Below are 22627 nucleotides of genomic sequence, written 5' to 3'. Positions count from 1 at the left end.
GTCTCAACAAGGAGTTCACCATGAACACGAAGATGCGACTGCTGGCCGTTCCGGCCCTGGCACTGGGAACGCTGGCCCTCACTTCCACCCCCGCCCTTGCCCACGGTGAGGACTCCTGGTCCAACCAGGCCACCCTTGGCACCATGAACAATTCCGGGACCACCGGGCAGGCGATGGTGGACGTGCACGGCATGGAAGCAACCGTCACGCTCAACGTCGCCGGCGCTGCTGAAACCTTCATGGACGGACCGTTCCCGCATGCCCAGCACATCCACATTGCTGCCCAAGGCACGTGCCCCGGGCCTGAAGCGGACACGGATGGCGACGGCGTCGTCAACACCACCGAGGGCCACCCGTTCTACGGACACATTGGCACCTCGCTGACCACCACCGGTGATACCAGTGCGGATTCTGCCCTTGCCGTGGAACGTTTTCCGGGAGGATCGTCCTATACCTACGAGCGGACGCTCGAGCTCACACCTGAGACAGCTGCATCACTGAAGGACGGCTCCGCCGTCGTTGTGGTCCATGGTGTGGATCCCACGCGGATGCCAGCTGCCGCTTCCGCGAAGATGTCGGACCTGGACCCGTCGCTGCCTGCTGCGGCAACCCTTCCCGCTGCGTGCGGAACGCTGGTTGCCTCCCAGATGGGTGCCATGCCGGATGGGGCAGCTGACACCGGTGTTGAGGCAGCGACCGCTGCTGACTCTGCCGGGATGACCATCGCTGCGGCTGGTGTTGGCCTGGCGGCACTTGTCTTGGGAGGCACAGCGGTTGCCGGCCGCCGTGCCCGTTCCTAAGCCATGGTGGTCCGCTCTGCGACCAGCCGCCGCGCAGGGAGCCTTCTCTGCGCGGCGGCTGCCGTGCTTCTTGTCGTGGGTTGCGCTGGCAGCCCTGGCGGGGACAGTCCCCCGGCTGCTGGTACGTCGGCGCCGGCGGCTGCGGAAGCGCCTGGACCGCAGCAGGCGCCGTCATCATCCAGTGCGGTGCCGGCGCCGGTGGAAGACCCTGCGCTTCCACAGAGCCTCCGGATCCCAGCCACCGGCACGGAGTCCGAGCTGCTCCATTTGGGGCTGCGGGAGGACGGCACCCTTGACGTGCCGCCGGAACCTCCGGGATCTCCGGCAAGCTGGTACACCGGTTCACCGGCGCCCGGCCAGCACGGTCCCGCGGTGCTCCTGGGGCACGTGAACGCTACTGGAGGAGGTCCGGGTGTCTTCGCCGACCTGAGGTCGCTGAAGCCCGGTGACCTCATAGAGGTAGGGCGCGACGACGGTACCACAGCCGTTTTCACCGTCGACCGCGGCGAGCAGTACGGGAAGGACAACTTCCCCACGCTTGAGGTCTACGGAAACACCGATGGGGCGGAGCTGCGGCTGATCACCTGTGACGGCTACGACCCGGCGACCGGCGAATTTGATGACAACTACGTGGTGTACGCCAAGGAGCGTTCCGCGGGAGGCTAGGCGCCGGGAATAACCCGGGGGAGCACCTCGTTGGGAGGATAGATGCAATTACATGTATCTATTCCGGTTTGAGAGAGGTGCCGTCGTGGCCGAGCGCAGGATCGTCATCATCACCGCAGGGCTGGGCGTGCCCTCGTCCAGCCGCATGCTGGCCGACCAGCTGGGGGCTGCGGCCCACGACGCGCTGGAGGAAAGCGGGGCCGGGGCTGCCGTTACCACCTACGAGCTGCGCGAATATGCGGTGGACATCGCGAACGCGATGGTCGCCGGGTACGCTCCGCCCAAGCTGGAGGCGATGCTCAACGAAGTGATCGACGCCGATGCGCTGATTGCGGTGACACCGGTGTTTACGGCGTCGGTCTCCGGGCTTTTCAAGTCCTTCTTCGATGTGCTCGACAAGGACGCACTGGACGGCAAGCCCGTGCTCATCGGAGCAACGGGCGGCAGTTCGCGGCATTCCATGGTGCTGGACTTCGCCATGCGGCCGCTTTTCGCGTACCTGCGGGCCCGGGTTGCCCCCACCGCTGTCTATGCCGCTCCGGAAGACTGGGGCGCCGGCGCTGCCGGAGCTGCAGGGTTGGACCAGCGGGTGCGGCAGGCCGGCGCGGAACTGGCCGGACTGCTGCGCGGCGGCACTGGACTGCAGCAGGAGGCTGCTCCCGCAGCGCCGGGCCGCACTGCGGTGCACGGCTCGATGGAATCGCTGCCGTTCGAGGAGCTGCTGGCCCAGACCCAGCGGCGGTAGGGCTGCTAGGACCGTTCCACGAACGCCAGGACGCGTGCCGGGCTGGCCGTGCCGCCCACGATCTTCAGCGGTGACACCACCACCATGGCGCCGGTGGCCGGCAGCTTCGCCAAGTTCTGCAGCAACGTCACCCCGTACTTGTTGTTGCCCAGCAGGTAGTAATGGGCAGGGAACGGTGGGTCGAACGCGCCGGCATTGCCGGCATCGATCCCCACCGTTTCAACGCCCAGCCCGGCGATCGGGGTTTCCTCCGCCAGCCACTTGGCGCACGCCGCGGAAATCCCCGGCGTGTGCGAACCGGTCTCGTCCATGTTCAGGAAGGCATCGGCGTCGTCCACGAATTTGTCCCAGCCCGTGCGCAGCAGCAGCCAGCCGCCGTCGGGCAGTGCTCCATGCTCCGCTTCCCACGCCTTGATGTGTTCCGGCTCCACCAGGAAATCGGGGTCCGCCGTGGCTTCGGCGCTGAAGTCCAGGACGACGGCGGGACCGGTCAGGCGTTGAACCGGGATCTCGGACACGTCGTCGCCGTCGCGTCCCGTGACCCAGTGCGACGGCGCGTCCACGTGAGTGCCGATGTGTTCACCGGTATGGATGTTGTGGTGCTTCCAGAACGGGCCGGGCTCATTGAAGGCACTGACCTCTTCGAGGCTGAAGTCGATCAGGTTCACAAAGGGATCCGGCAGCTTCAGGGTCGGGATCTCGCTGCTCAGGGGTGCCGTGAGGTCCAGGATCTCCAGCGTTCCGCCGTCGAGGGCGCCGAGGAAGTCCTGGATCACACCGGGGTTGATGCTGCTCTGCTCCATGTTCGGGTCCTGTCCTGCGGTTGCGTAAACGTTTGCCTGAGAATACCGCCCGCCCCCGGCCTGAGCTGCAAAAGCGAAGTTCTGTGCCGAATCATGACGCAGGCACGGTTGGGACTGCTGCAAGCGCATCCTAGAGTCTTGGTAGGAAGTTGCGTCAGACCCAGGCAGGAGCCGCACGGATGGACCAGATGAATGTCGCCGCACTGGTGGGCAGCACGCTCGCCCGTCTGGGGACCGGACACGCCTTCGGTGTGGTCGGCAGCGGAAACTTCCACCTGACCAATGCCCTGCGAGCGAACGGCGTTCCGTTCACCGCCGGCCGGCATGAGGGCGGTGCCGCCACAATGGCTGATGCCTACTCCCGAATGTCCGGCCTGGTCTCCGTGCTCACCACCCATCAGGGCTGCGGGCTGACCAACGCCGCCACCGGCATCGGCGAAGCCGCGAAGTCGCGCACGCCCATGATCGTCCTGACTGCCGACGCCGCCGGGGCTGCCGTCCGGTCGAACTTCCGGATCGACCAGGACGGGTTCGCCCGCAGCCTCGGAGCCGTTCCGGAGCGGGTGCACTCTGCCGCCAGCGCAGTTGCCGATACGATCCGGGCGTTCCGCACGGCGCAGAACGAGCGCCGGACGGTGGTCCTCAGCGTGCCCCTGGACGTCCAGGCCCAGCCGGCACCGGGCGGGACGCCGGACCGGCTGATGCCGGTTCTTCCCGGCGGCCGGATCCGGCCCGATGCCGTGCTGGTCCGCGGACTGGCCGACTGCCTCAGCCACGCGAAGCGTCCCGTCTTTGTGGCTGGACGGGGCGCCCGGGCGGCCGGTCCGGAGTTGAAGAGGCTCGCCGCCCACTCGGGAGCCCTGCTGGCAACATCCGCCGTAGCGAACGGCCTCTTCGCCGGCGAGGAGTTCAGCCTCGGAATCGCCGGCGGTTTCTCCACCCCGGAAACGGCCGCGCTGATCAGCGAAGCCGACCTCATCATTGGGTGGGGCTGCACCCTGAATATGTGGACCATGCGCCACGGTTCCCTGATCCATCCCGACGCCGTGGTGGTGCAGGTGGATGTGGAGGACTCGGCGCTGGGAGCGAACCGCGACATCCATCTTGGCGTGCTGGGAGACTGTGCCGTCACTGCTGCCGATGTGCTCTCCGAACTGCGGGCAGTTAGTCCGGAGCCCTTCGAAAACTACCGGACAGCCGCTGTTGCCGGGCGCATCGCCGCCGGTTCGCGCTGGCAGGACGTGGCGGTTCAGGACATTTCCACGCCGGAGCAGATCGATCCCCGCGTGCTGACGCTGGAACTGGACCGGCTGCTGCCCGCGGAGCGCCTGGTTTCCGTGGACTCGGGCAACTTCATGGGCTATCCCTCCACCCACCTCACTGTTCCGGACGAGTTCGGGTTCTGTTTCACGCAGGCTTTCCAGTCCATTGGCCTGGGCTTGTCCACCGCCATAGGTGCCGCACTGGCTAGGCCGGACCGGCTGCCGGTCCTGGGAACCGGCGACGGCGGCTTCCTGATGGGCATCTCGGAACTCGAAACGGCAGTCCGGCTGCGGCTCCCGCTGGTTGCGATCGTTTACAACGACGCCGCCTACGGTGCCGAAGTACACCATTTTGGTGCAGCGCCCGGGCCCGTAGATATGGCTGCCGTGACCTTCCCCGACATCGACATCGCGGCCATCGCCCGCGGCTACGGGGCGGCGGGGATCACCGTACGCAGCACCGCCGACCTGGCGCCCGTGACCGAATGGCTGGCCGGCCCGCGGGACGCGCCACTGGTCATCGACGCCAAGATTGCCAACGACGGCGGCGCCTGGTGGCTGGCTGAGGCCTTCAAGGGCCACTAATTCCGGCGTCTGACGGGGCGACGTACAGGGGGTTACAGACCGGGAGTGTCCTCAACGTCCGGGCGATCCTCCCAGCCCAGGTTGGAAGCCATGCGCTGCAGCACGGTGACCAGGGCCGCGTATTCCTCTTCGGAGACCTCAGCGGTCAGCTGCTCGCGGATCCGCTCGACGGCGCCGCGCAGGTTTTCGAGGCTGCGTGTGCCAAGGTCCGTCAGGGCATAGGTCCCGTCGTTCACTTCCACCCAACCGCTGTCGGCCAGTTCTTCGATCAACTCGGCCGAGGTGCCGGTTTCCACAGGCGGGAAGAAAGGCCGGAGCTGGTCAGCCAGTTGCTTTTCGGTGACGGGGCCGCTCGTGAGCACATTCATCATCTGCCATTGCAGGCGGGTGACTCCGTGCTCCTCGAAGCTCGCGCCGAACTGCTCATCGACGAGCTGGTCCACCAGTTTGAGCCAAAATCCTATGGGACGTTCCTGGGTAGCCATCCCCCCACTGTACAAACCAACCCGGACGCTGGGAATGGCCAGCCTAGAGGCGGGCCTGCATTCCGCAGGCAGGGCAGGGTGCGGAGCGGGCCAGCTCTACGCACACCACGCAGACGGGGAGGTGGCCGTTGTCATCCCTGAGTGGCCGGTTCGGCATTTTCTTGCCGCAGTACGGAACCGGTCGCCGGGCGTGCTGCATGGCCCTCCGCTTGCAAGGGGTGCAGAAGACGTGGACCAGCTCATCGGTGTCGTCCACCGGGGTATCCAGCGGGCGTGTGTCCACCACCGGCGTCGGGCGGACGGCTTCCTTGAGACTCATGTTCCTTCCTTGGCAACACTGCAGTTGAGTCAGGGCTGAGTGCCCTGCAGTATTTTCCACCGTATCGATTTCGACAATGTGCAGAAGTTGCCCAGGCCGGTCGGGAGGCGCGCGGCGGTGCGGAAACCGTGCATTTTGCTGTGCCGGATTTCACCGGCCGTTGTGGCACGGAACGGGAGCTACTGCAGCAGTTCCCGGATGTCCTCTGCGGTCAGCGCTGAACTGAACACGGCGTCGTCGTCCATCACTGAGGAGAACAGCGCTGCCTTTTGTTCTTTCAGGGCCATGACTTTTTCCTCGATGGTTCCGCGGGCCACCATCCGGTAGACCATCACCGAACGGGTCTGGCCGATGCGGTGGGTGCGGTCCACGGCCTGCGCCTCCGTGGCTGGGTTCCACCAGGGGTCCAGCAGGAACACGTAGTCGGCCTCGGTCAGGTTGAGGCCGAAACCGCCCGCCTTCAGGCTGATCAGGAAGACCGGGGCTCCGCCGTCCTTGAACCGGGAAATGACCTCGGCGCGGTTGCGGGTGGAACCGTCCAGATACGCGTAGGGGATTCCGGCTTCCTGGAGCCGGGCTTCGGCGAGTTTGAGGAAGGACGTGAACTGGCTGAAGACCAGGGCGCGGTGCCCTTCTGCCGTGACGTCTTCGAGCTGTTCGAACAACGCGTCCAGCTTGGCCGAGGGGACGCCGGCGTTCTCCGGATCGACCAGCGACGCATCAAGGCTGAGCATGCGCAGCAGGGTCAGGGAGCGGAAGACGATCATCCGATTCCGGTCCATGTCCTGCAGCAGGCCCATCAGTTTCTGCCGTTCGCGCTGCAGGTGCGTTTCATAGATCTTGCGGTGCTTGGGGCTGAGGTCCACCTCCAGGACCTGTTCCTGCTTGGCCGGAAGATCGGAAGCCACGGCCTCCTTGGTCCGGCGCAGCATCAGCGGTTTGATCCGGCGGCGCAGCCGGCCCAGCTGCTCCCGGTCCTGGGACTTTTCGATGCGGCGCTGGTACTCCTCGGCGAACTTCCGTGCGGAGGGGAACAGCCCGGGCGCCACGATGGCGAACATGGACCACAGCTCCATGAGGTTGTTCTCCATTGGGGTGCCGGTGATCGCCAGCTTGAACGGTGCCGGGAGCTCCCGGGCGCACTGGTTGGCCCGGGTAGTGCGGTTCTTGACGAACTGCGCTTCATCCAGGATCAGCCCGTCCCATTCCTGGGCGCGGTAGGCAGCAAAGTCCAGGCGGAAGACGGCGTAGGACGTCACCACGATGTCCGCCCCTGCGATCACGTCGCCGAGTTTGCGGCGGGACTTGGAGCTGGTGTCCGCGATGGAGACCGTTTTCAGTCCGGGCGTGAAGCGGGCCGCTTCGGAGACCCAGTTGGGAACCACCGACGTGGGAGCCACCACGAGGAAGGGCCTGCGGGCGGGACCGTCCCCGGCCGCGGGGGTCTCCGGGCCGGGCTGTGCCTGGGTTTCGCGGGCCCGGGCAATGAGGGCCAAGGTTTGCAGGGTCTTGCCCAGGCCCATGTCGTCGGCGAGCACGCCGCCCAGCCCGTGCTCCCACAGGAAGGCGAGCCAGTTATAGCCCTGCACCTGGTACGGCCTGAGCTGGGCCTGAAGTCCGGCGGGAAGCGGTACCGGGTCCACTGTTTCCAGGTCCAGCAGGCCGCTGACGGCCGAACGCCACGCAGCCGCCTGCTCGGTCTCCTCGGCCAGTTCTTCCAGTTCGGCCCACAAGCCAGCCTGGTACCGGCTGATCGACAGTCCGCCGGTGTCCCACTCCTGCAGTGCCTGGGCTTCCTCGATGAGGGCGTGCAGTTTGGCGAATTCCGGCCGGTCAAGGGACATGTACGTCTTGTCCACCAGCTGGATCTTCGTCTTGCCCTTGGCCATCGCCTTGAACACGTCCGCAAAAGGCACCTGGCGTCCGTCCACCGTGATCATGACGGCCAGGTCGAACCAGTCCCGCCGTTCAGTCTCCACCGTGGTGATTTTCAGCTGCGGAGCAGACGTTAGTTCGCGGTAGTCCGGGCGTTCACCGAGGATTTCGACCCGGATGCCGTCCGTCTTCTGCAGCTTGGGAATGGTGTATTCGCTGAACTCTGCCGTGTCGATGTCGTGCAGCACGGTATCGCGCGGGGGACCTCCCAGCACCCGCGCAGCGGATTCCAGCAACGCGGCTTCGGCCCCGACGTCGCGTGCGGCCGGGTCGCCCGGTGAAGGCTGGGTGTCCAGAGCCATCCGGGACGAGGCAGTGCCCTGCCGGTATTCGTAGTCCCAGCCCAGGGTCAGTTCATCGCCCGGCTGGAACGCCGCAGTCAGGACGAGCATCGGCGGTTCGACTTCCGGGAACTGGACCGACTCATCGCTGCTGACCACCGGGAGGACCTGGCGGAGCTTGGGGTAGAACTTCTCCAGGAACAGGGCGGTATCCGCTTCCGGGATGGTCACCGGAGCGTTGCCGGCCAGCAGGTTCCGGTCCTGTTCGGTCAGGGTCCGCGGGCTCGGCGCCAGCAGGATGGTGCCGTTGGCTGAACGGACATACAGTCCGTGGGCGCCGATGACCCCCGCGGTGTCCAGGGGATAGGGCTGGCCGTCGATTTCCAGGCTCGGCAGCAGCTGCAGCGGACCCGTTTCACCTGTGGCCGTGGCCCGGACATCAAGGGCCAGGACAGCTTCGGTCCCCACCTGGACGGTGATGTCCTTTTTGGTGCCCACGAACTGCACGTCGAGGCGCTGGGCTTCCTCCAGCAGTTGCCACAGCAGGGGATTGGCGAAGTCGTCCAGGTAGAGCCATGAATCGTTCTGGCCGAAGTAGGTCACACCGTTGGAGCGGTGCAAGGCCGGGAACTGCGAGAACCAGCGGTGCTGTTCCGGGTCCAGCTTCAGTCCGTAGGTCTGGTAGGCAAGGTTGGTCCAGGCCAGGTTGTTCTTCACCCAGGCCCCGCGGGCATTGCGCACTACCGGCCGGACGCCCAGCCGCCAGGCCGGAGCCCGGGAACCGCGCCGGGCGGGCGGTCCCCACACACTGGAGGATCCGCCGTCGCGCCTGCGCAGCTCGAACTGCAGTCCGAGCGGCGTGATCTGTCGCCGCTCGGGAACGGAACTGCCCTCAAGCAGGGTCTGCAGCGATTCCTGCCAGGCCGGAACGGCGGGTTTGGCCGGGGTGCTGCGCAGCTCCTGCCGTGCAATGAGGTGCTGGGTGTTGCTCTGCAGAGCCGCCGCCGCCACGTGCTTGCAGTCGTAGCCGACGGGGCAGCTGCAATGGTTGTCTGCCAGCCGGTAGTCACCCTGCCGTTTGGGCTCAAGCACCAGCATGGTCCGGTACGGCGTGCTGGCGTGGCCGCGGACCCGTGCCCGCAGGACAGCTTCCGGCGCATCCCAGTCCAGGCTCTCGACGGCGCCGCCCTTGGCATAGCTCTGGCCGCGTTGGAACGCCGTGCCGCCCACCACGCGGATGATGTCTGTGACATCCACAAGGGGCAGGGTTTCAGGCATGGTTTCATCGTCTCACGCACCACGGACACACCCCACGCCGCGGCGAAACGGCAGGTCGCAGAGGGGAGCGGCTCCCGTTTGGCGTTTCACTCGGGCAAAGCGGTAACATCGCCCGTAACGCAGATCACAATGGCGTGATCTGCGTGCCCTCCTGGCGCCGGCCCCCGCCTAGGCCCGGAAGAGGGCCGGCACGGTCTGCACCAGCACTGCCAGCGCCACAGCGAAAATGAGGGCAGCGAAAACCCGGCTGACGACGGCGTCGTTGAGGCGGTAGGCGATCCGTGCGGCTCCCAGCGAGGCGGCCATGGCTGCCGCAGCGAAGCCCAGTGTCAGTGCCCAGTCGATGGAAAGCCCGTCCAGGTGTGCGGCGAAGCCGGACGCGGAGTTGATCACGATGATGACCAGGGACGTGCCGATGGCCCGGTGCATCGGAAGGTGAAGCAGCAGGGTGAGGGCGGGAATGATGAGGAAACCACCGCCCACGCCCAGCAGGCCGGTGAGGAAACCAACGGCCAGTCCGGTGGGAACGCCGCGCAGGGCCAACTGGCCCCAGCGGGTGGCACCCGGCGGTGACTGAACGCCGGATGCCCCTGCGGCCAGCAGGATCCGCAGTCCCGCGACCACCATGATCAGGGCAAAGAACAGCATCAGCCAGTCCTCGTCCAGGCGTGCGCCGGCGGCAGCCCCCAGCCAGGAAGCCGGGATGCCCGCAGTCCCCACCAGTAGGACCAGCGGCCAGCTGACGTCCGAACGCAGCCGCGGGAGGGCGCCTGCAAGGGAGGCCAGTCCCACGACGATCAGCGAGGTAGGCACCGCCTCCGCAGGCTCCAGTCCCACCAGATAGACCAGTGCGGGGACGGCAATAATCGCTCCGCCGGCCCCAACCAGCCCCACCACGGCGCCGACCAGCACGCCGACAGCCAGGCCGACCAGCACCATCTCCATGCCAGCAAGATTCCCAGATCACCCGCTGTTCGAGAAGGCCTGGTGCAGGAATACCCCCGGGGGTGTTTTGCATACCCCCATGGGTATATGGGAACGTGGGGTATCCCCATTCCTTTCGAAAGGACCCCATGACTGCGACGCCTGCAGCCGTAACCTCCGTTGACGCCCAGACACTCCGCACCTGGATGCTGGACCAGGAAGACCTCATCGTCCTCGATGTCCGCTCCGCCGCCGAGTTCGAAACACTGCACATCCGCGGCTCCTACAATGTTCCGCTGCCGCTGCTCTCGGAGCACACCGATGCCCTGGCCCAACGCCTCGGCAAGCGTGTTGTGCTGGTGTGCCAGTCCGGCACCCGGGCCGAACAGGCCCGCACCCGCCTGGGCGGAGCCGGCGTCGGTTCCGCCCACGTCCTGGTTGGCGGTGTTCCGGCGTTCGCAGCAGCGAACGGCGACGTCGTCCGCGGCCAGCAGCGCTGGGACCTGGAGCGCCAGGTGCGTATGGTGGCCGGAAGCGCCGTCGTGCTGGGCCTTGCCGGCGGCCGTTTTGTCTCGCCTAAGCTGCGCTTGCTTGCCGGCGGTATCGGTGCCGGCCTGACCTTCTCTGCTGCCACCAACTCCTGCGCCATGGGCATGGTCCTGGCCAGGATGCCGTGGAACCGCACTTCTTCGGAGCCGACGCGGGAATCGGCCATCGAGACCCTTCCCCAGCAGGGTCCTGCAGCCTCATGACCCCCACGCTCGTCCTCGTTCTTGGCCTGTCCCTGCTCATCGGCCTCTCCCTGGGGCTGCTGGGTGGAGGCGGATCGATCCTCACGGTGCCGATCCTGGTGTACATCGCCGGTTTCGGTGCGAAGGAAGCCATCGCGGCTTCGCTGTTTGTCGTGGGAGTGACCTCCGCCGTCAGCGTCATCGGGCACGCCCGCGGAGGGCGGGTCCGCTGGAAGACCGGGCTGATCTTCGGCGCCGCAGGTATGGCAGGAGCTTTCGGCGGCGGCCTGCTCGGCAGCCGCATCCCCGCCGTCGTGCTCATGATCGCGTTTGCGCTCATGATGATTGCGACGTCAATCGCCATGCTCCGCGGACGCCGCACGGTTGATCCGGACAAGGCCTACGCCGACCTGCCGATCCTGCGGATCCTCGCCGACGGCGCCGTCGTTGGCCTGGTAACTGGACTGGTGGGCGCCGGCGGCGGTTTCCTGGTGGTTCCGGCTCTGGCGCTGCTCGGCGGCATGCCGATGGCCATGGCTGTTGGCACGTCCCTGGTCGTCATCGCCATGAAGTCCTTTGCCGGACTGGCCGGCTACCTCACCACCGTTGACATCGACTGGAGCCTGACGCTGGCCGTGACTGCCATGGCGATTATTGGTTCCCTGATCGGCGCACGGCTGATCGGGAAAATCCCGGAGGCTGCCCTGCGGAAGGCCTTCGGCTGGTTTGTCCTGGCCATGGGCGCCTTCGTCCTGGTGCAGGAGATCATCGGCCTGTAAAAGCCCTGCGCAACACACGCAAACACCCGGCTGGGGTTTTCCAGTCGGGTGTTTTTGCGTGGCCGTTTGGACAGCAAGAACCCCGGGCCGCAGATGCGGACCGGGGTTAAGTTGCGCCGGAGGCTAGGAAGCGTGTGCGGCAGCCCAGGCGGGGTAAGCGCCTTCGAGCTCGACGACGTCGTACCCGGCGTTGCGCAGGGCGTTGCCGACGATCGAGCTGCGCATGCCGCTGGCGCAGTACGCCACGATCTTGCCGTCGGACGGAAGCTGATCCAGGTTCCAGAGGGCGCGGCCGCCGTGCAGCTGGTGCGAGCCGGGGATGTTCCCGGCGGCGTGCTCGGTGCGGGCGCGGACGTCCAGGACCATGGCGGCGTCAAAGGAGTCCAGCTCGGCGGCGGAGAGGGTTGCCGGTGCGGCCTGGGGGAGTCCTGCCAAGCTGGAAACGAAGCCGGCGACGCCGTCAATGCCAACGCGTGCCAGGGAATCCCGTACGGCGTGGGCCTGCTCCTGGTCTGCGGTGAGCAGGATCAGCGGACGGGTGCGCTCGGATTCGGGATCCACGGCCCAGGCGCCGAAGCTGGCGGTCTTGCCGCTTGCGGGGATGTGCAGTGCGCCGGGGACGGTGCCCTGGTGGAGCTCGGGGACGCTGCGGGTGTCCACGAAGGTGGCTTCCCGGGTTTCGAGGCGGGACACGACGTCAGCTGCGGGGATTTCCGCCAGCGGTTCACGCGGACCCATCACTGCCGGGCCCTGCTTGTTCTGCTTCTTCATGCGGGTGAAGTATGCGTGGGCCTCGGGCTGGCCGTCCAGGAGTTCGTTGATGAAGCCCTGCTCGTCATTGGCTGCGAGGTAGGGACCCCACCAGGCGTAGAGGCGTTCGTAGCCCACAGTGGAGGAGGGGATGGCACCCAGTGCCTTCCCGCAGGCGCTGCCTGCGCCGTGGCCGGGGTGCACCTGCACGTAGTCGGGCAGGGTAAGGAACTTGTCCCGCAGGCTGGCGAACATCTGGCGTGCGCCTTCGAAGCGGGTGTCGACGCCGCCGGCTGCTTCATCGAGCAGGTCGGGGCGGCCGAGGTCGCCGGCGAAGACGAAGTCGCCGGAGAGCAGGTAGCCGGCCTGGTCGGTAAAGGCACCGTCGGTGACCAGGAAGGAGAGGTGCTCGGGGGTGTGGCCCGGGGTGTGGAGCGCCTTGATGGTGAGGTTGCCGATCGTGATGGCATCGCCGTCGTACATCCGGGTGCCGGCAAAGCCGTACTGCCAGTCCGCGCCGCCTTCGCCGGAAACGTAGATGGCCGCGCCGGTGGCGGCGGCGAGCTCACGGGTACCGGAGAGGTAATCGGCGTGGATGTGGGTCTCGGTCACCGCAGTGATCTTCATGCCGTTGGCGGCAGCAAGTTCAAGGTAGGGCGCGACGTCGCGGCGGGCGTCAACGACGATAGCCTCGCCCAGACGCTGGCAGCCGATGAAGTAGCTGGCCTGGGCCAGGTCCTCGTCATAGATGCGTTCGATAAGCATGGGTTCCTCCGTGGGGATGGGGTTCTGTTCCCTCAACGGTAATACCCCCTAGGGTATAAACCCAAATACCCAGGGGGGTATCGCGGTCCGGCTGCGTATCCCTGGAGCACTCCGTCCGTTAGTCTGCTGTGCTCGGAGGCAGTTCCCTGCCCACGCGGTGTGCTAGTTTTGAGCTGATAAATCTGATTTATTGATGGCCTAGCCAGAGCAAATCAGATGTAATGGAGCGTCTGAGGAGTTTGGCCATGCCGTTGGCGAACAATTCGTATCCACCTGTCGTCGTCATGGGCGTTCAGGGATGCGGCAAATCCACCGCCGGACGGGCTATCGCGGCCACTCTGGGCCTGCCGTTCCTGGACGGAGATGACCTGCACCCGGCCAGCAACAAAGCCAAAATGGCCTCAGGACATCCCCTCACCGATGAGGACCGCGAACCTTGGCTCCGTGCCATTGGCGCTGAACTCGAAGCAGGCATGGCGAAGGGCACTGCGACAGTGGTTGCCTGTTCCTCCCTGAAGCGGCAGTACCGAGACCTCATTCGTTCCTACGCGCCGACTGCGCAGTTCGTTCACCTGCACGGCTCGCGCGAGCTGATCGCCGAACGCCTTTCCAAGCGCGACCACGAGTACATGCCGCCCACGCTGCTGGACTCCCAGTTCGCAACCCTTGAACCTCTCGGCGAAGACGAGGCCGGAATCCGGCTGGACATCACGCTGAGCCTTGGCGAGATTGCCGCTGCAGCGGCAGCCTCCGTCGAACCCTCCGGGCACTGACCCGGGTCACTCACCCCACCCTGATAGGACAACGATGACCGATCTCGAGCTCAATTGGACGCTGGGTACGCCCGGCCTCCTGTTGATCGCCGTCGCAGCCATTGCGCTGCTGCTGGTGATGATCATGAAGTTCCGCATCCACGCCTTCCTGGCGCTGATCGTGGTCAGCCTGCTCACCGCCGTCGCCACCGGCATTCCGGCCGGCTCCATTGTGCCCACGCTGCTCAGCGGATTCGGAACCACCCTGGGCAGCGTTGCGCTGCTGGTTGGCCTTGGCGCGATGCTCGGACGCATGCTGGAAGTTTCCGGCGGCGCGGAGGTCCTGACCAACGCGCTCATCAACAAGTTCGGGCAGAAGCGGGCCTCGCTGGCGCTTTCCGTGGCCTCGCTGATGTTCGGCTTCCCCATCTTCTTCGACGCCGGCCTTGTGGTCATGCTGCCGATTATCTTCACCGTCGCACGCCGCATGGGCGGGTCGCTGCTGACCTACGCTTTCCCGGCCGCTGCCGCGTTCTCCGTCATGCACGTGTTTGTCCCGCCGCATCCCGGTCCGGTGGCAGCTACCGGGCTGCTGGGTGCTGATATTGGCCTGGTGCTGATCTTCGGCCTGATCGTTGCCATTCCCACCTGGTACCTGACCGGCTACCTCTTCGGACATTTCCTGGGCCGCAAGTTCAACATCCCCGTGCCGAGCATCCTGGATGCCCCGAAGGGTTCCGCGGAAGAGGAATTCCGTTCCGCTCCGAGCCTTGGCACGATCGTCACCCTGCTGCTGCTCCCGTTCTTCCTCATCTTCCTGAACACCGGCCTGAACATGGCCGCCACCGCGGAGCTGGTATCCCTGGAGGACACCTGGGTCCAGATCCTGCGTACCCTCGGTGAGACTCCGGTTGCCCTGCTCATCACCGTCTTCCTGGCGATGTGGCTGCTCGGCCGCCGCCAAGGCAAAAAGGCCACGCTCATTGAGACCGTTGTGGACAGTGCCCTGGGCCCGGTCTGCTCGATCATCCTGATCACCGGTGCCGGTGGCATGTTCGGCGGTGTGCTGCGTGCCAGCGGAATCGGCGACGCGATTGCCGGCTCCCTCGACGCTATCGGCCTGCCGGTCATCGTTGCGGGCTTCGTCATTGCCGCGATCATCCGTATGGCCCAGGGTTCGGCCACGGTGGCCCTGACCACTGCTGCTGCCCTGGTGCAGCCGGTGGTCCTGGACAACCCGGAGTTCAACGCCGTGCAGACGGTCGCGATTGTCCTGGCCCTGGCTGCGGGGTCGGTCTTCGCCGGGCACGTGAACGACTCCGGTTTCTGGCTGGTCAGCCGGTTCTTCCAGATGGACACCAAGACCACGCTGAAGACCTGGACCGTTGGCCAGGCGCTCATCGGCGTCGTCGGCTTCATCCTGGCACTGGCGATCTACCTGATCGCGTCAGGGTTCTAGCAACCTGCAACGGCCGGGAACAGCAGCTGCTGTTCCCGGCCGTTGCGCTACCACGCACCCCTGGAGGGACACATGTTTGATATTTCCGGCCGCATCGCTCTGGTTACCGGATCGAGCCGGGGAATCGGTAACGCGATTGCCCGCGGGCTCGCAGGTGCCGGTGCGATCGTGGTCCTGAACGGGCTCGACGCCGACCGGCTGGAGGCAGCGCGGGTTTCGCTTGCTGCCGAATTCGGACCCGGGAAGGTCTTCGCCAGGCAGTTCGATGTCACGGACGCGCAGGCTGCGGCCGACGGCATTGCCTGGGTTGAGCGCGAAGTTGGACCACTGGCCATCCTGGTAAATAACGCCGGAGTCCAGCACCGGGTGCCGATGCTGGACCTGGAGGTCGAGGACTGGGAACGGGTCATGCGCACCAACCTGACCAGCGCGTTCCTCGTGGGACGTGAAGCTGCGCGGCACATGATCCCGCGTGGTGCCGGGAAGATCATCAACATCGCTTCGGTCCAGGCCGATCTCGCGCGGCCGACCATAGCGCCGTACACAGCATCCAAGGGCGGGATCCGGAATCTGACCCGGGCGATGACGGCTGAGTGGGCAGGTTGCGGGCTGCAGATCAATGCCATCGCCCCGGGCTACATCCACACTGAGATGACGCAGAACCTCGTCGATGATGAGAAGTTCAACTCGTGGATTCTGGGCAGGACTCCTGCGGGTCGCTGGGGCACTGTGGAGGACATCATTGGTCCGGCGATCTGGCTGGCCTCCGATGCGTCGAACTTCGTCAACGGTCAGGTCGTCTTTATCGACGGCGGCATGACCACGGTGGTGTAGGAGCTCTTGTGAATTCTGTTGTGGGTGTTGTGGCGCACGGGGCCGGCGACCTGCGGGTAGAACCTGTGGCGCCGGTGGGGCCGGCTGCCGATGAAGCTGTCGTGGAGATCGCCTACGGCGGGATCTGCGGATCGGACCTGCACTACTGGCAGCACGGTGCTGCGGGAGAATCGATCCTGAAGGCGCCGATGCTGCTTGGGCATGAAGTCGTAGGGCGGGTGTTCCGTGCTGCAGCCGACGGCTCGGGGCCGGTGGAGGGAACGGCTGTGGCCGTGCATCCGGCGACTCCGGGTCCGGGCGACGGGTCCAGGTATCCCGAGGACCGGCCGAACCTGTCGCCCGGCTGCACGTATTTGGGCAGCGCTGCGCGGTTCCCGCACACGGAGGGGGCTTTTGCCCGGTTCGTGAATCTTCCGGTGCGGATGCTCCGGGTACTGCCGGAGAGCCTGCCGCTGCGCCGTGCAGCACTGGTGGAGCCTGCGGCTGTGGCCTGGCATGCGGTTTCGCGTGCCGGGGATGTGCGGGGCAAGCGTGTGCTGGTGACCGGTTCCGGTCCGATCGGAGCGCTCATTACCGCCGTGCTTCGGGCACGCGGCGCCGGCGAGATCATTACAACGGACATGCATGAGTTTCCGCTGAAGACTGCCCGCGCGGTTGGAGCTGACCGCAGCCTGCTGGCGAGCGATGCCGAGGGCATTGCTGCCGTGGATGCCGACATCTGCTTCGAGTCCTCCGGCAGTTACCGTGGCCTGATGTCCGCGGTACAAGGCGCAACCCGCGGAGGGCGAGTTGTCATGGTGGGACTGCTACCTTCGGACGAGCAGCCTGCGCTGATCTCCCTGGCCATCACGCGGGAACTGGAATTGGTGGGCTCCTTCCGGTTCAACGACGAGATCGATGACGTCATCGCGGCCCTCGCCGACGGGAGCCTGCAAGCTGACCCGGTGATCACCCACGAGTTTCCGGTCCAGCAAGCACTGGAGGCGTTCGAAGTGGCCAGGGATGCCTCCGCTAGCAGCAAGGTTCTTCTGCGCTTCGGCGACTGAGGACAGGCTCTGTTGGGACGGCCCGGCTGCCCGGCAGCGGTGGTGCCACGGAAGTATAGGTGTGGCCAGTAGGCGTCGTGACTCGGACAACGTGCTGGCTGCCTGAGGCTTGGCGCGGCGTTTTGGCTGCATCCACGGCGGTTGTATGACCCGCCGGTCCCCTCCCGCCGGACGGCACCCCCTGGATTGGTGTTGCGTGCCAGCCGGGTGCTTCTTTGGCGTGGTTGCAGGCTTCGCAGAGTCCCTGTCCATTGGTGTAGCTGGTTGGGCCGCCTTCCGCGTGGGGACGGATGTGATCGATGTGCCTGATCGGTGCGTCGCACCAGGGGGTGCGGCAGGTTTGGTCCCTGGTGCGGATCAGCCGTGCCAGACCAGCGGGAAAGACCCGGGCCTTGGATTCCATGGCAGTGAGTTCCCCTGACACTGGGTCTGCGTACAGCCGGCGCAGACTCACCAGGGAAGGATGCTCCGGCACCGGCACCAATGCCGGCTCCCGTTTCGGTCCGGCGTCTGCTGCTTCACCGGTACCTAGTCCGGAGCGGATGAGGTCTCTTGCCCACGCGCCGGGGACGATGCCGTACCCCGGGAAATACGCCGGGGTATCCGGTCCGGTGGCCGGCGCACAGGGAACACGGTCCCCGCCGGTTTGGTGCTGAGGAGCCAGGACGTCGGAGAGCAGGGTCCGGTCCGTGATCACGAGCTGCACCTCGACCGGTACCCGGTCCGCAGTGTCCTGACCGGTGACGCGTTCGACGAGGGTGTCGGCCATGATCTGTCCCCGTCCGCGCTCGTCCCCGGAGGCACGCAGGGAATCCGCTGCCCGTGACAGTGCCGCATACACCGCCACTCCCTGGGCCACCGGCAGCAGACCGGTCAGGTAGGACATGGTGTCCGGCGCCGGACGGCAGGAAACATACCGGTCGGACACGGCTTTGGCGTTGCGGCGGACCTGGGACGCAGGATCAATGGCCTGGGTGATGGAGCGGATCCGGGCAATCAGCCTGCGGTCGCCAACACCTTCCAGGGAGGCAGGGTCCTTGCAGATCAGCTCATCGACCCGGCGCCGGTCCTCGACGTCCAGGCAGGCGGTTTCCCGGACCAGGAGCGTGGCCCGCCATTCACTGAGCACCCCGGATGACAGGGCAGCCAGGGTGTGGGGCATTTCGTGGACCAGTGCCTTGCCGAAACCCAGGTGCCGGCTACCCCGATGCGGGGAATCCCGCCTGGCCAGGGCTACCTGCGCTCCGACGCCGCGGCCAAGCTGGCCCACCGGGACACCGGCACGTGACTGTGCCCGGCGCTGGGAGGCATCAAACGCTGCCGCGGCACGGGCCTGCACCGCTGCAGCAGCAGACTTCAGCTCCTCCAACCCCCGCATCAAGTCAATCAACTCGGGATCGGCCCAACCATCCGGGACATCCTCCGTGGAGAGCGGATCCTGCAGACAGTGCAGCCAAGCGACGACGTCGTCCAGTAAGCAATGGGTGCTGGCGAACCGAACAGCCGCCGGACTGTCGCTGCCGGTCCAGGATGAGTCACGAACTGACCGGCCGGACTCTTGAGGTGTGGACACCGGTGTGGAAGCACCGAGCGCTTCAGCACCGACCGACCCAGCACCGAGCGCTTCAGCACCGACCGACCCAGCACCGAGCGCTTCAGCACCGACCGACCCAGCACCGAGCGCTTCAGCACCGACCTCGTGAAGGAGGAGGGGACGGGCAGCAGCCGCGTCGGTAAAAGTGCCGGCGGCACTGCTGTGGGCATCCCGTGCCCCTGCCGCCGAGGGCCTTGGTCGGCGCAATGAGGGTGCTGCTTCCATCTCCAACATGGTCGAAAGGTTATGAAACGGTTTCTCGTTGGCGACCAGTAAGACCTGTGTCTGTGGACAAAAACCTCTCTGCGCGGCGCAGTTCAGCTGTGGGGGAGGAGAAAAGATCGGGGAGGAGAAGAGGAGAGGGACGCTGTTATCGGGAGAGGAAAGAGAGCAACGTTGTCGCGCCTGCGGGCCGCGCCTGCGGGCCGCGCCTGCGGGCCGCGCGCTGGGGTGCGCCCCAGGGTGCACCCCAGCTACCCCAACAACTATCCCTCCACTACGCCCGGACGCTCCGGCGGAGTAAAGATCCGGGGTTCGTCGGCCCAGACACCCTCGACTTCAGACTTGGTCCGTCTCATGATCTGGTCCATGGCCTCGCGGGCTGCCTCGGGATCGCCTTCCTGGACCGCGTTCGCGACGTCAACGTGCCACTGCAGTGCTTCCTCGTGCGGCCGGGATGGCATGAGCCCGTAGTCGGTGCGGCCGCGAAGGACCTCGGCGATCATCGACTGCATTTGCCCGAACATCTCGTTCCCCGAAGCGGCAAGGACCAGGGCATGGAAGTGGATGTCCAGGGCCAGGAACTGCTGCAGGTCACCGGCACGGCCGACGGCACGCATCTTGGCCGCAACAGCCATCAGTTCCGCGGCCATATCCTCGGGGGCGTGCTCTGCTGCGAGTTCCGCGGCAGCGGGCTCGACGGCGGAACGCAGCTCAGTCAGTGAGCGCAGCTGTGCACCCTTGCCCGGAACGGAAGCCAACCGCCAGCGCACCACGAACGGGTCGAAAACGTTCCAGGCGGTTTCCGGGAGCACCCGGATACCAATCCGCTTCACCGTTTCCACCAGGCCCAGGGACTGCAGCACCCGCACGGCTTCGCGTGCAACGGATCGTGAGACGCCGAGCTCGGTTTCGAGATCTCCGGAGAGCATCGTGGACCCGGGAGCGAGTTCTCCGGACACAATCCTGCGTCCGAGGGATTCGATGACCAGGGTGTGCAGTCGGGAACTCATGCGCGTCGTCGGGTAGCAGTCACAGTTTCATCATATGCAACAGCGGCCGTGCGTCAGGGCTGCGGCTTGACGACGGGAAACAGTCCGTCCGGCTCCTCGCCCTCCTCGTAGTGGCTGGCCGCCGGCCCGACGATGAGGGGATCCGGGGCGTGCGCTACGGTCCGGTCTTTGTTGGGGTAGTCGACGCTGTCCAGCACGAACCGCATCGCCTCCAGCCGGGCGCGCTTCTTGTCATTGGACTTCACCACGGTCCAGGGCGCGTCACCGGTGTCCGTGTAGAAGAACATGGCTTCCTTGGCCTGCGTGTAGTCATCCCACTTGTCCAGGCTCGCGAGGTCCGTGGGGGAGAGCTTCCACTGCTTCACCGGATCCGTTTCGCGCGCCGCAAACCGCGCCAGCTGTTCGGCCCGGCCCACGGAAAACCAGAACTTGCGCACCAGCACCCCTGAGTTCACGAGCATCCGTTCCAGTTCCGGAACTTCCCGCATGAATTCCAGGTACTGCGCCGGAGTGCAGTAATTCATCACGCGTTCGACGCCGGCACGGTTGTACCAGGACCGGTCCATCATCACGATTTCCCCGCCGCCGGGGAGATGGGAGACGTAGCGCTGAAAATACCACTGCGTCCGCTCCTGATCCGTGGGCTTTTCCAGGGCGACGATCCTGGAACCGCGGGGATTCAGGTGCTCGTTGAACCGTTTGATCGCCCCGCCTTTCCCGGCGGCGTCACGGCCCTCAAAGATCAGCAGCATCTTCTGGCCGGTGTCCTTGACCCATAGCTGCATCTTGAGGAGTTCAATCTGCAGCTGGCGCTTTTGCCGTTCGTAGGACCGCCGGCTGAGTTTTTTATCGTAGGGGTAGTTGTGCTGCCAGGGGGGCTGGGAGCCCTCGTCCTTGATGATGACTGGGGGCCTGGCATTCAGCTCGCCGAGTTCATCGAGTTCCGCGGCATAGTCCTCCGCGACTGCGACCCGTTCACGGCCGTTGGAATTCGCGCTGGCCTTCCCCTTTGACTTGTCCTCCGGGGACAGCTTCCCGGAGTCAGTCTGGGACGCGTTCTTGCCGTTGGCCATGGCTCTCCTCAGGAAGTGTGCACTCCACCGAATCTACGCGGCAGCCTCAGTCAAGGGAAGGGCGCGCCGCACGCCTGCACGGCATTAACGGCGCAGCGGAGATAATTGATGGCGATGAAACACCTGCGCACCATTTTGCTGTCCCTTTCCGCCCTCACGCTCCTGCTGACAGGAACAGCCTGCGTGCCGCAGGAATCACCTGCTGGCGCCCTCCCGACGACGGCAGGAGTCCAAAGCAGCGAAGCAGGGACCGCAGATGCCAAGGCGGGAACCGCGCTGGAGCAGCTGGGAACCATCGCGATCAAGGGGCGCGCCCCGAAGACCGGCTACAACCGCGAGGAATTCGGACCAGCCTGGGCCGACGTCGACCGCAATGGCTGCGATACCCGCAACGACATCCTGGCCCGGGACCTGGTGTCCGAGGAATTCAAACCGGGAACGCAGGACTGCGTCGTCGCCTCGGGAACCTTTGCCGACCCCTACACAGGGACCACGATCAGCTTCGTGCGCGGCAACACCACCAGCACGGCTGTGCAGATCGACCATGTGGTGGCGCTGTCCGATGCCTGGCAGAAGGGTGCGCAGCAGCTCTCCGCCGAGCAGCGCAGCCAGTTCGCCAACGATCCGCTCAACCTGTTCGCCGCGGATGGTCCGGCCAATGGAGCGAAGTCGGATTCCGACGCCGCCACCTGGCTCCCTCCGAACAAGGACTTCCGCTGCGAGTACGTCGCGCGGCAAACAGCGGTCAAGGCCGCGTACGGGCTGTGGATGACGCAGGCCGAGCACGATGCCATAGCAACAGTCCTCACATCCTGCCCCGAGGAACCTGTTCCGGCCCGGGAGGGCACCGCACCGCGGACAGCGGCAGCTCAACCTGGAGCGGCCGGTCCGGCAGCAGAGGGAGTGCCCGAGGGGGCCGGCACGATCCCGGTGTATGCCAACTGCACGGCTGTCCGGGCTGCGGGAGCGGCTCCCATCCGTCCTGGGGACCCCGGCTGGGATCCCAAGTTCGACGGCGACGGCGACGGGGTCGGCTGCACGTCCTGACAGTCCCGCCCGGGAAACCCTGGCACGCCCCGAGCAGGAGCCTTCGACTCGCGGACAGTTCCTGTCCTGAATCTTGGTCAATGCGGACCCTAGGTGTCCTCAAGGGCGTCGTGCGCTGGTGCAGCGGCTCCTAGCGTTGTGCTCAAGCTGCTAGACACGACGGGGGCACGGAAGGACACGTCATGGGTTTGCTTGAGATAGAGCTGGCGCGGCTCGACTACCGGGAGCGCCTGGCCGACGCAGAACGAGGCAGGAAAGAGGCGGTTCGGGCCAGGTCCCTGCGGGGAAGGCTCCGGCAGGAAGCAAAGATCGATTCACCCGTGCTGTCATTCCACCTGGCAGGGTTTAGGTACCGGCTCTGGTTTACCCGGACCGTCTCGTTCTAGGTTTCAGTTCCTGCTCCGGCGCTGCGGACGCACTTCGCGGGCCGGCCCCCGGGGCGGGGGGGGGGGGTGGGGGGGGGGGGGGGGGGGGGGGGGGGG

The 22627-nt window shown here is 66.1% G+C and carries 21 protein-coding genes; 12 read left to right on the top strand and 9 right to left on the bottom strand.

The window, feature by feature from the left end; translation table 11 throughout:
* Positions 1-20: 20 nt before the first annotated feature.
* The 3 genes from TVB01_RS10580 to TVB01_RS10570 all read left to right on the top strand — a co-directional run bounded on the left by TVB01_RS10580 (position 21) and on the right by TVB01_RS10570 (position 2211).
* Positions 21-800, top strand: coding sequence for a hypothetical protein (locus TVB01_RS10580; protein WP_422455859.1), 780 nt, complete (start codon positions 21-23; stop codon positions 798-800).
* A 186-nt stretch (positions 801-986) separates the two neighbouring features.
* Positions 987-1466 carry a class F sortase gene (locus tag TVB01_RS10575; protein WP_422455858.1) on the top strand — a complete coding sequence of 160 codons (480 nt, stop codon included), beginning with the start codon at positions 987-989 and terminating at the stop codon, positions 1464-1466.
* Positions 1467-1551: 85 nt separating this feature from the next.
* Positions 1552-2211, top strand: coding sequence for an FMN reductase (locus TVB01_RS10570; RefSeq protein WP_422455857.1), 660 nt, complete (start codon positions 1552-1554; stop codon positions 2209-2211).
* Positions 2212-2216: 5 nt separating this feature from the next.
* Here the strand turns inward: TVB01_RS10570 and TVB01_RS10565 are convergent, their stop codons facing one another.
* The gene (locus TVB01_RS10565; RefSeq protein ID WP_422455856.1) at positions 2217-3014 is read right to left on the bottom strand and encodes a cyclase family protein; all 798 of its coding nucleotides are present in this window, start codon (positions 3012-3014) and stop codon (positions 2217-2219) included.
* A 188-nt stretch (positions 3015-3202) separates the two neighbouring features.
* On the opposite strand from TVB01_RS10565, the gene TVB01_RS10560 reads away from it, so the two are divergent.
* Complete coding sequence (locus TVB01_RS10560; RefSeq protein ID WP_422455894.1) at positions 3203-4861, top strand: thiamine pyrophosphate-binding protein; 1659 nt, start codon at positions 3203-3205, stop codon at positions 4859-4861.
* A 32-nt stretch (positions 4862-4893) separates the two neighbouring features.
* Here the strand turns inward: TVB01_RS10560 and TVB01_RS10555 are convergent, their stop codons facing one another.
* From TVB01_RS10555 to TVB01_RS10540, 4 genes are all read right to left on the bottom strand, one after another.
* Entirely contained in the window at positions 4894-5346 is a 453-nt protein-coding gene (locus TVB01_RS10555; RefSeq protein WP_422455855.1) for a MarR family winged helix-turn-helix transcriptional regulator, read from the bottom strand.
* Positions 5347-5389: 43 nt separating this feature from the next.
* Positions 5390-5665, bottom strand: a complete 276-nt coding sequence (locus TVB01_RS10550; RefSeq protein ID WP_422455854.1) for a hypothetical protein — start codon at positions 5663-5665, stop codon at positions 5390-5392.
* Positions 5666-5844: 179 nt separating this feature from the next.
* Entirely contained in the window at positions 5845-9159 is a 3315-nt protein-coding gene (locus TVB01_RS10545) for an SNF2-related protein (RefSeq protein WP_422455853.1), read from the bottom strand.
* A gap of 168 nt (positions 9160-9327) precedes the next feature.
* The gene (locus TVB01_RS10540; RefSeq protein ID WP_422455852.1) at positions 9328-10104 is read right to left on the bottom strand and encodes a sulfite exporter TauE/SafE family protein; all 777 of its coding nucleotides are present in this window, start codon (positions 10102-10104) and stop codon (positions 9328-9330) included.
* 128 nt (positions 10105-10232) lie between these two features.
* Between TVB01_RS10540 and TVB01_RS10535 the strand changes: the two genes are divergently transcribed.
* Both TVB01_RS10535 and TVB01_RS10530 read left to right on the top strand, forming a co-directional pair.
* Positions 10233-10835, top strand: coding sequence for a rhodanese-like domain-containing protein (locus tag TVB01_RS10535; protein WP_422455851.1), 603 nt, complete (start codon positions 10233-10235; stop codon positions 10833-10835).
* Positions 10832-11593 carry a sulfite exporter TauE/SafE family protein gene (locus TVB01_RS10530; RefSeq protein ID WP_422455850.1) on the top strand — a complete coding sequence of 254 codons (762 nt, stop codon included), beginning with the start codon at positions 10832-10834 and terminating at the stop codon, positions 11591-11593. Before TVB01_RS10535 ends, TVB01_RS10530 begins: the two co-directional genes overlap by 4 nt.
* A 123-nt stretch (positions 11594-11716) precedes the next feature.
* On the opposite strand, the gene TVB01_RS10525 is transcribed toward TVB01_RS10530, so the two are convergent.
* Positions 11717-13108 (bottom strand): MBL fold metallo-hydrolase, encoded by a 1392-nt coding sequence (locus TVB01_RS10525; RefSeq protein ID WP_422455849.1) that lies wholly within the window; start codon positions 13106-13108, stop codon positions 11717-11719.
* Positions 13109-13353: 245 nt separating this feature from the next.
* Between TVB01_RS10525 and TVB01_RS10520 the strand changes: the two genes are divergently transcribed.
* From TVB01_RS10520 to TVB01_RS10505, 4 genes are all read left to right on the top strand, one after another.
* Positions 13354-13881 (top strand): gluconokinase, encoded by a 528-nt coding sequence (locus tag TVB01_RS10520; protein WP_422455848.1) that lies wholly within the window; start codon positions 13354-13356, stop codon positions 13879-13881.
* A 34-nt stretch (positions 13882-13915) separates the two neighbouring features.
* Entirely contained in the window at positions 13916-15319 is a 1404-nt protein-coding gene (locus tag TVB01_RS10515; RefSeq protein ID WP_422455847.1) for a GntP family permease, read from the top strand.
* 72 nt (positions 15320-15391) lie between these two features.
* Complete coding sequence (locus TVB01_RS10510; RefSeq protein WP_422455846.1) at positions 15392-16153, top strand: SDR family oxidoreductase; 762 nt, start codon at positions 15392-15394, stop codon at positions 16151-16153.
* Between the two features lie 8 nt (positions 16154-16161).
* Entirely contained in the window at positions 16162-17199 is a 1038-nt protein-coding gene (locus TVB01_RS10505; protein WP_422455845.1) for an L-idonate 5-dehydrogenase, read from the top strand.
* Here the strand turns inward: TVB01_RS10505 and TVB01_RS10500 are convergent.
* The 3 genes from TVB01_RS10500 to ppk2 all read right to left on the bottom strand — a co-directional run bounded on the left by TVB01_RS10500 (position 17165) and on the right by ppk2 (position 21098).
* The gene (locus tag TVB01_RS10500; RefSeq protein WP_422455844.1) at positions 17165-19027 is read right to left on the bottom strand and encodes an HNH endonuclease; all 1863 of its coding nucleotides are present in this window, start codon (positions 19025-19027) and stop codon (positions 17165-17167) included. The two genes, TVB01_RS10505 and TVB01_RS10500, sit on opposite strands and share 35 nt — an antisense overlap.
* A gap of 251 nt (positions 19028-19278) precedes the next feature.
* Complete coding sequence (locus TVB01_RS10495) at positions 19279-20025, bottom strand: FadR/GntR family transcriptional regulator (protein WP_422455843.1); 747 nt, start codon at positions 20023-20025, stop codon at positions 19279-19281.
* Between the two features lie 53 nt (positions 20026-20078).
* Positions 20079-21098: a polyphosphate kinase 2 gene (gene ppk2, locus TVB01_RS10490; RefSeq protein WP_422455842.1), complete on the bottom strand. Its 1020-nt coding sequence runs from the start codon at positions 21096-21098 to the stop codon at positions 20079-20081.
* 114 nt (positions 21099-21212) lie between these two features.
* Between ppk2 and TVB01_RS10485 the strand changes: the two genes are divergently transcribed.
* A complete protein-coding gene (locus TVB01_RS10485) occupies positions 21213-22145 on the top strand; it encodes a GmrSD restriction endonuclease domain-containing protein (protein ID WP_422455893.1) in 933 nt (310 codons plus the stop codon).
* A 182-nt stretch (positions 22146-22327) separates the two neighbouring features.
* Positions 22328-22531, top strand: a complete 204-nt coding sequence (locus TVB01_RS10480; protein WP_422455841.1) for a hypothetical protein — start codon at positions 22328-22330, stop codon at positions 22529-22531.
* Positions 22532-22627 lie beyond the last annotated feature (96 nt).

It is taken from the genome of Arthrobacter sp. 7Tela_A1 (assembly GCF_049311065.1).
GTDB lineage: Bacteria > Actinomycetota > Actinomycetes > Actinomycetales > Micrococcaceae > Arthrobacter_B.
This window is presented reverse-complemented; position numbering and strand designations above follow the sequence as displayed.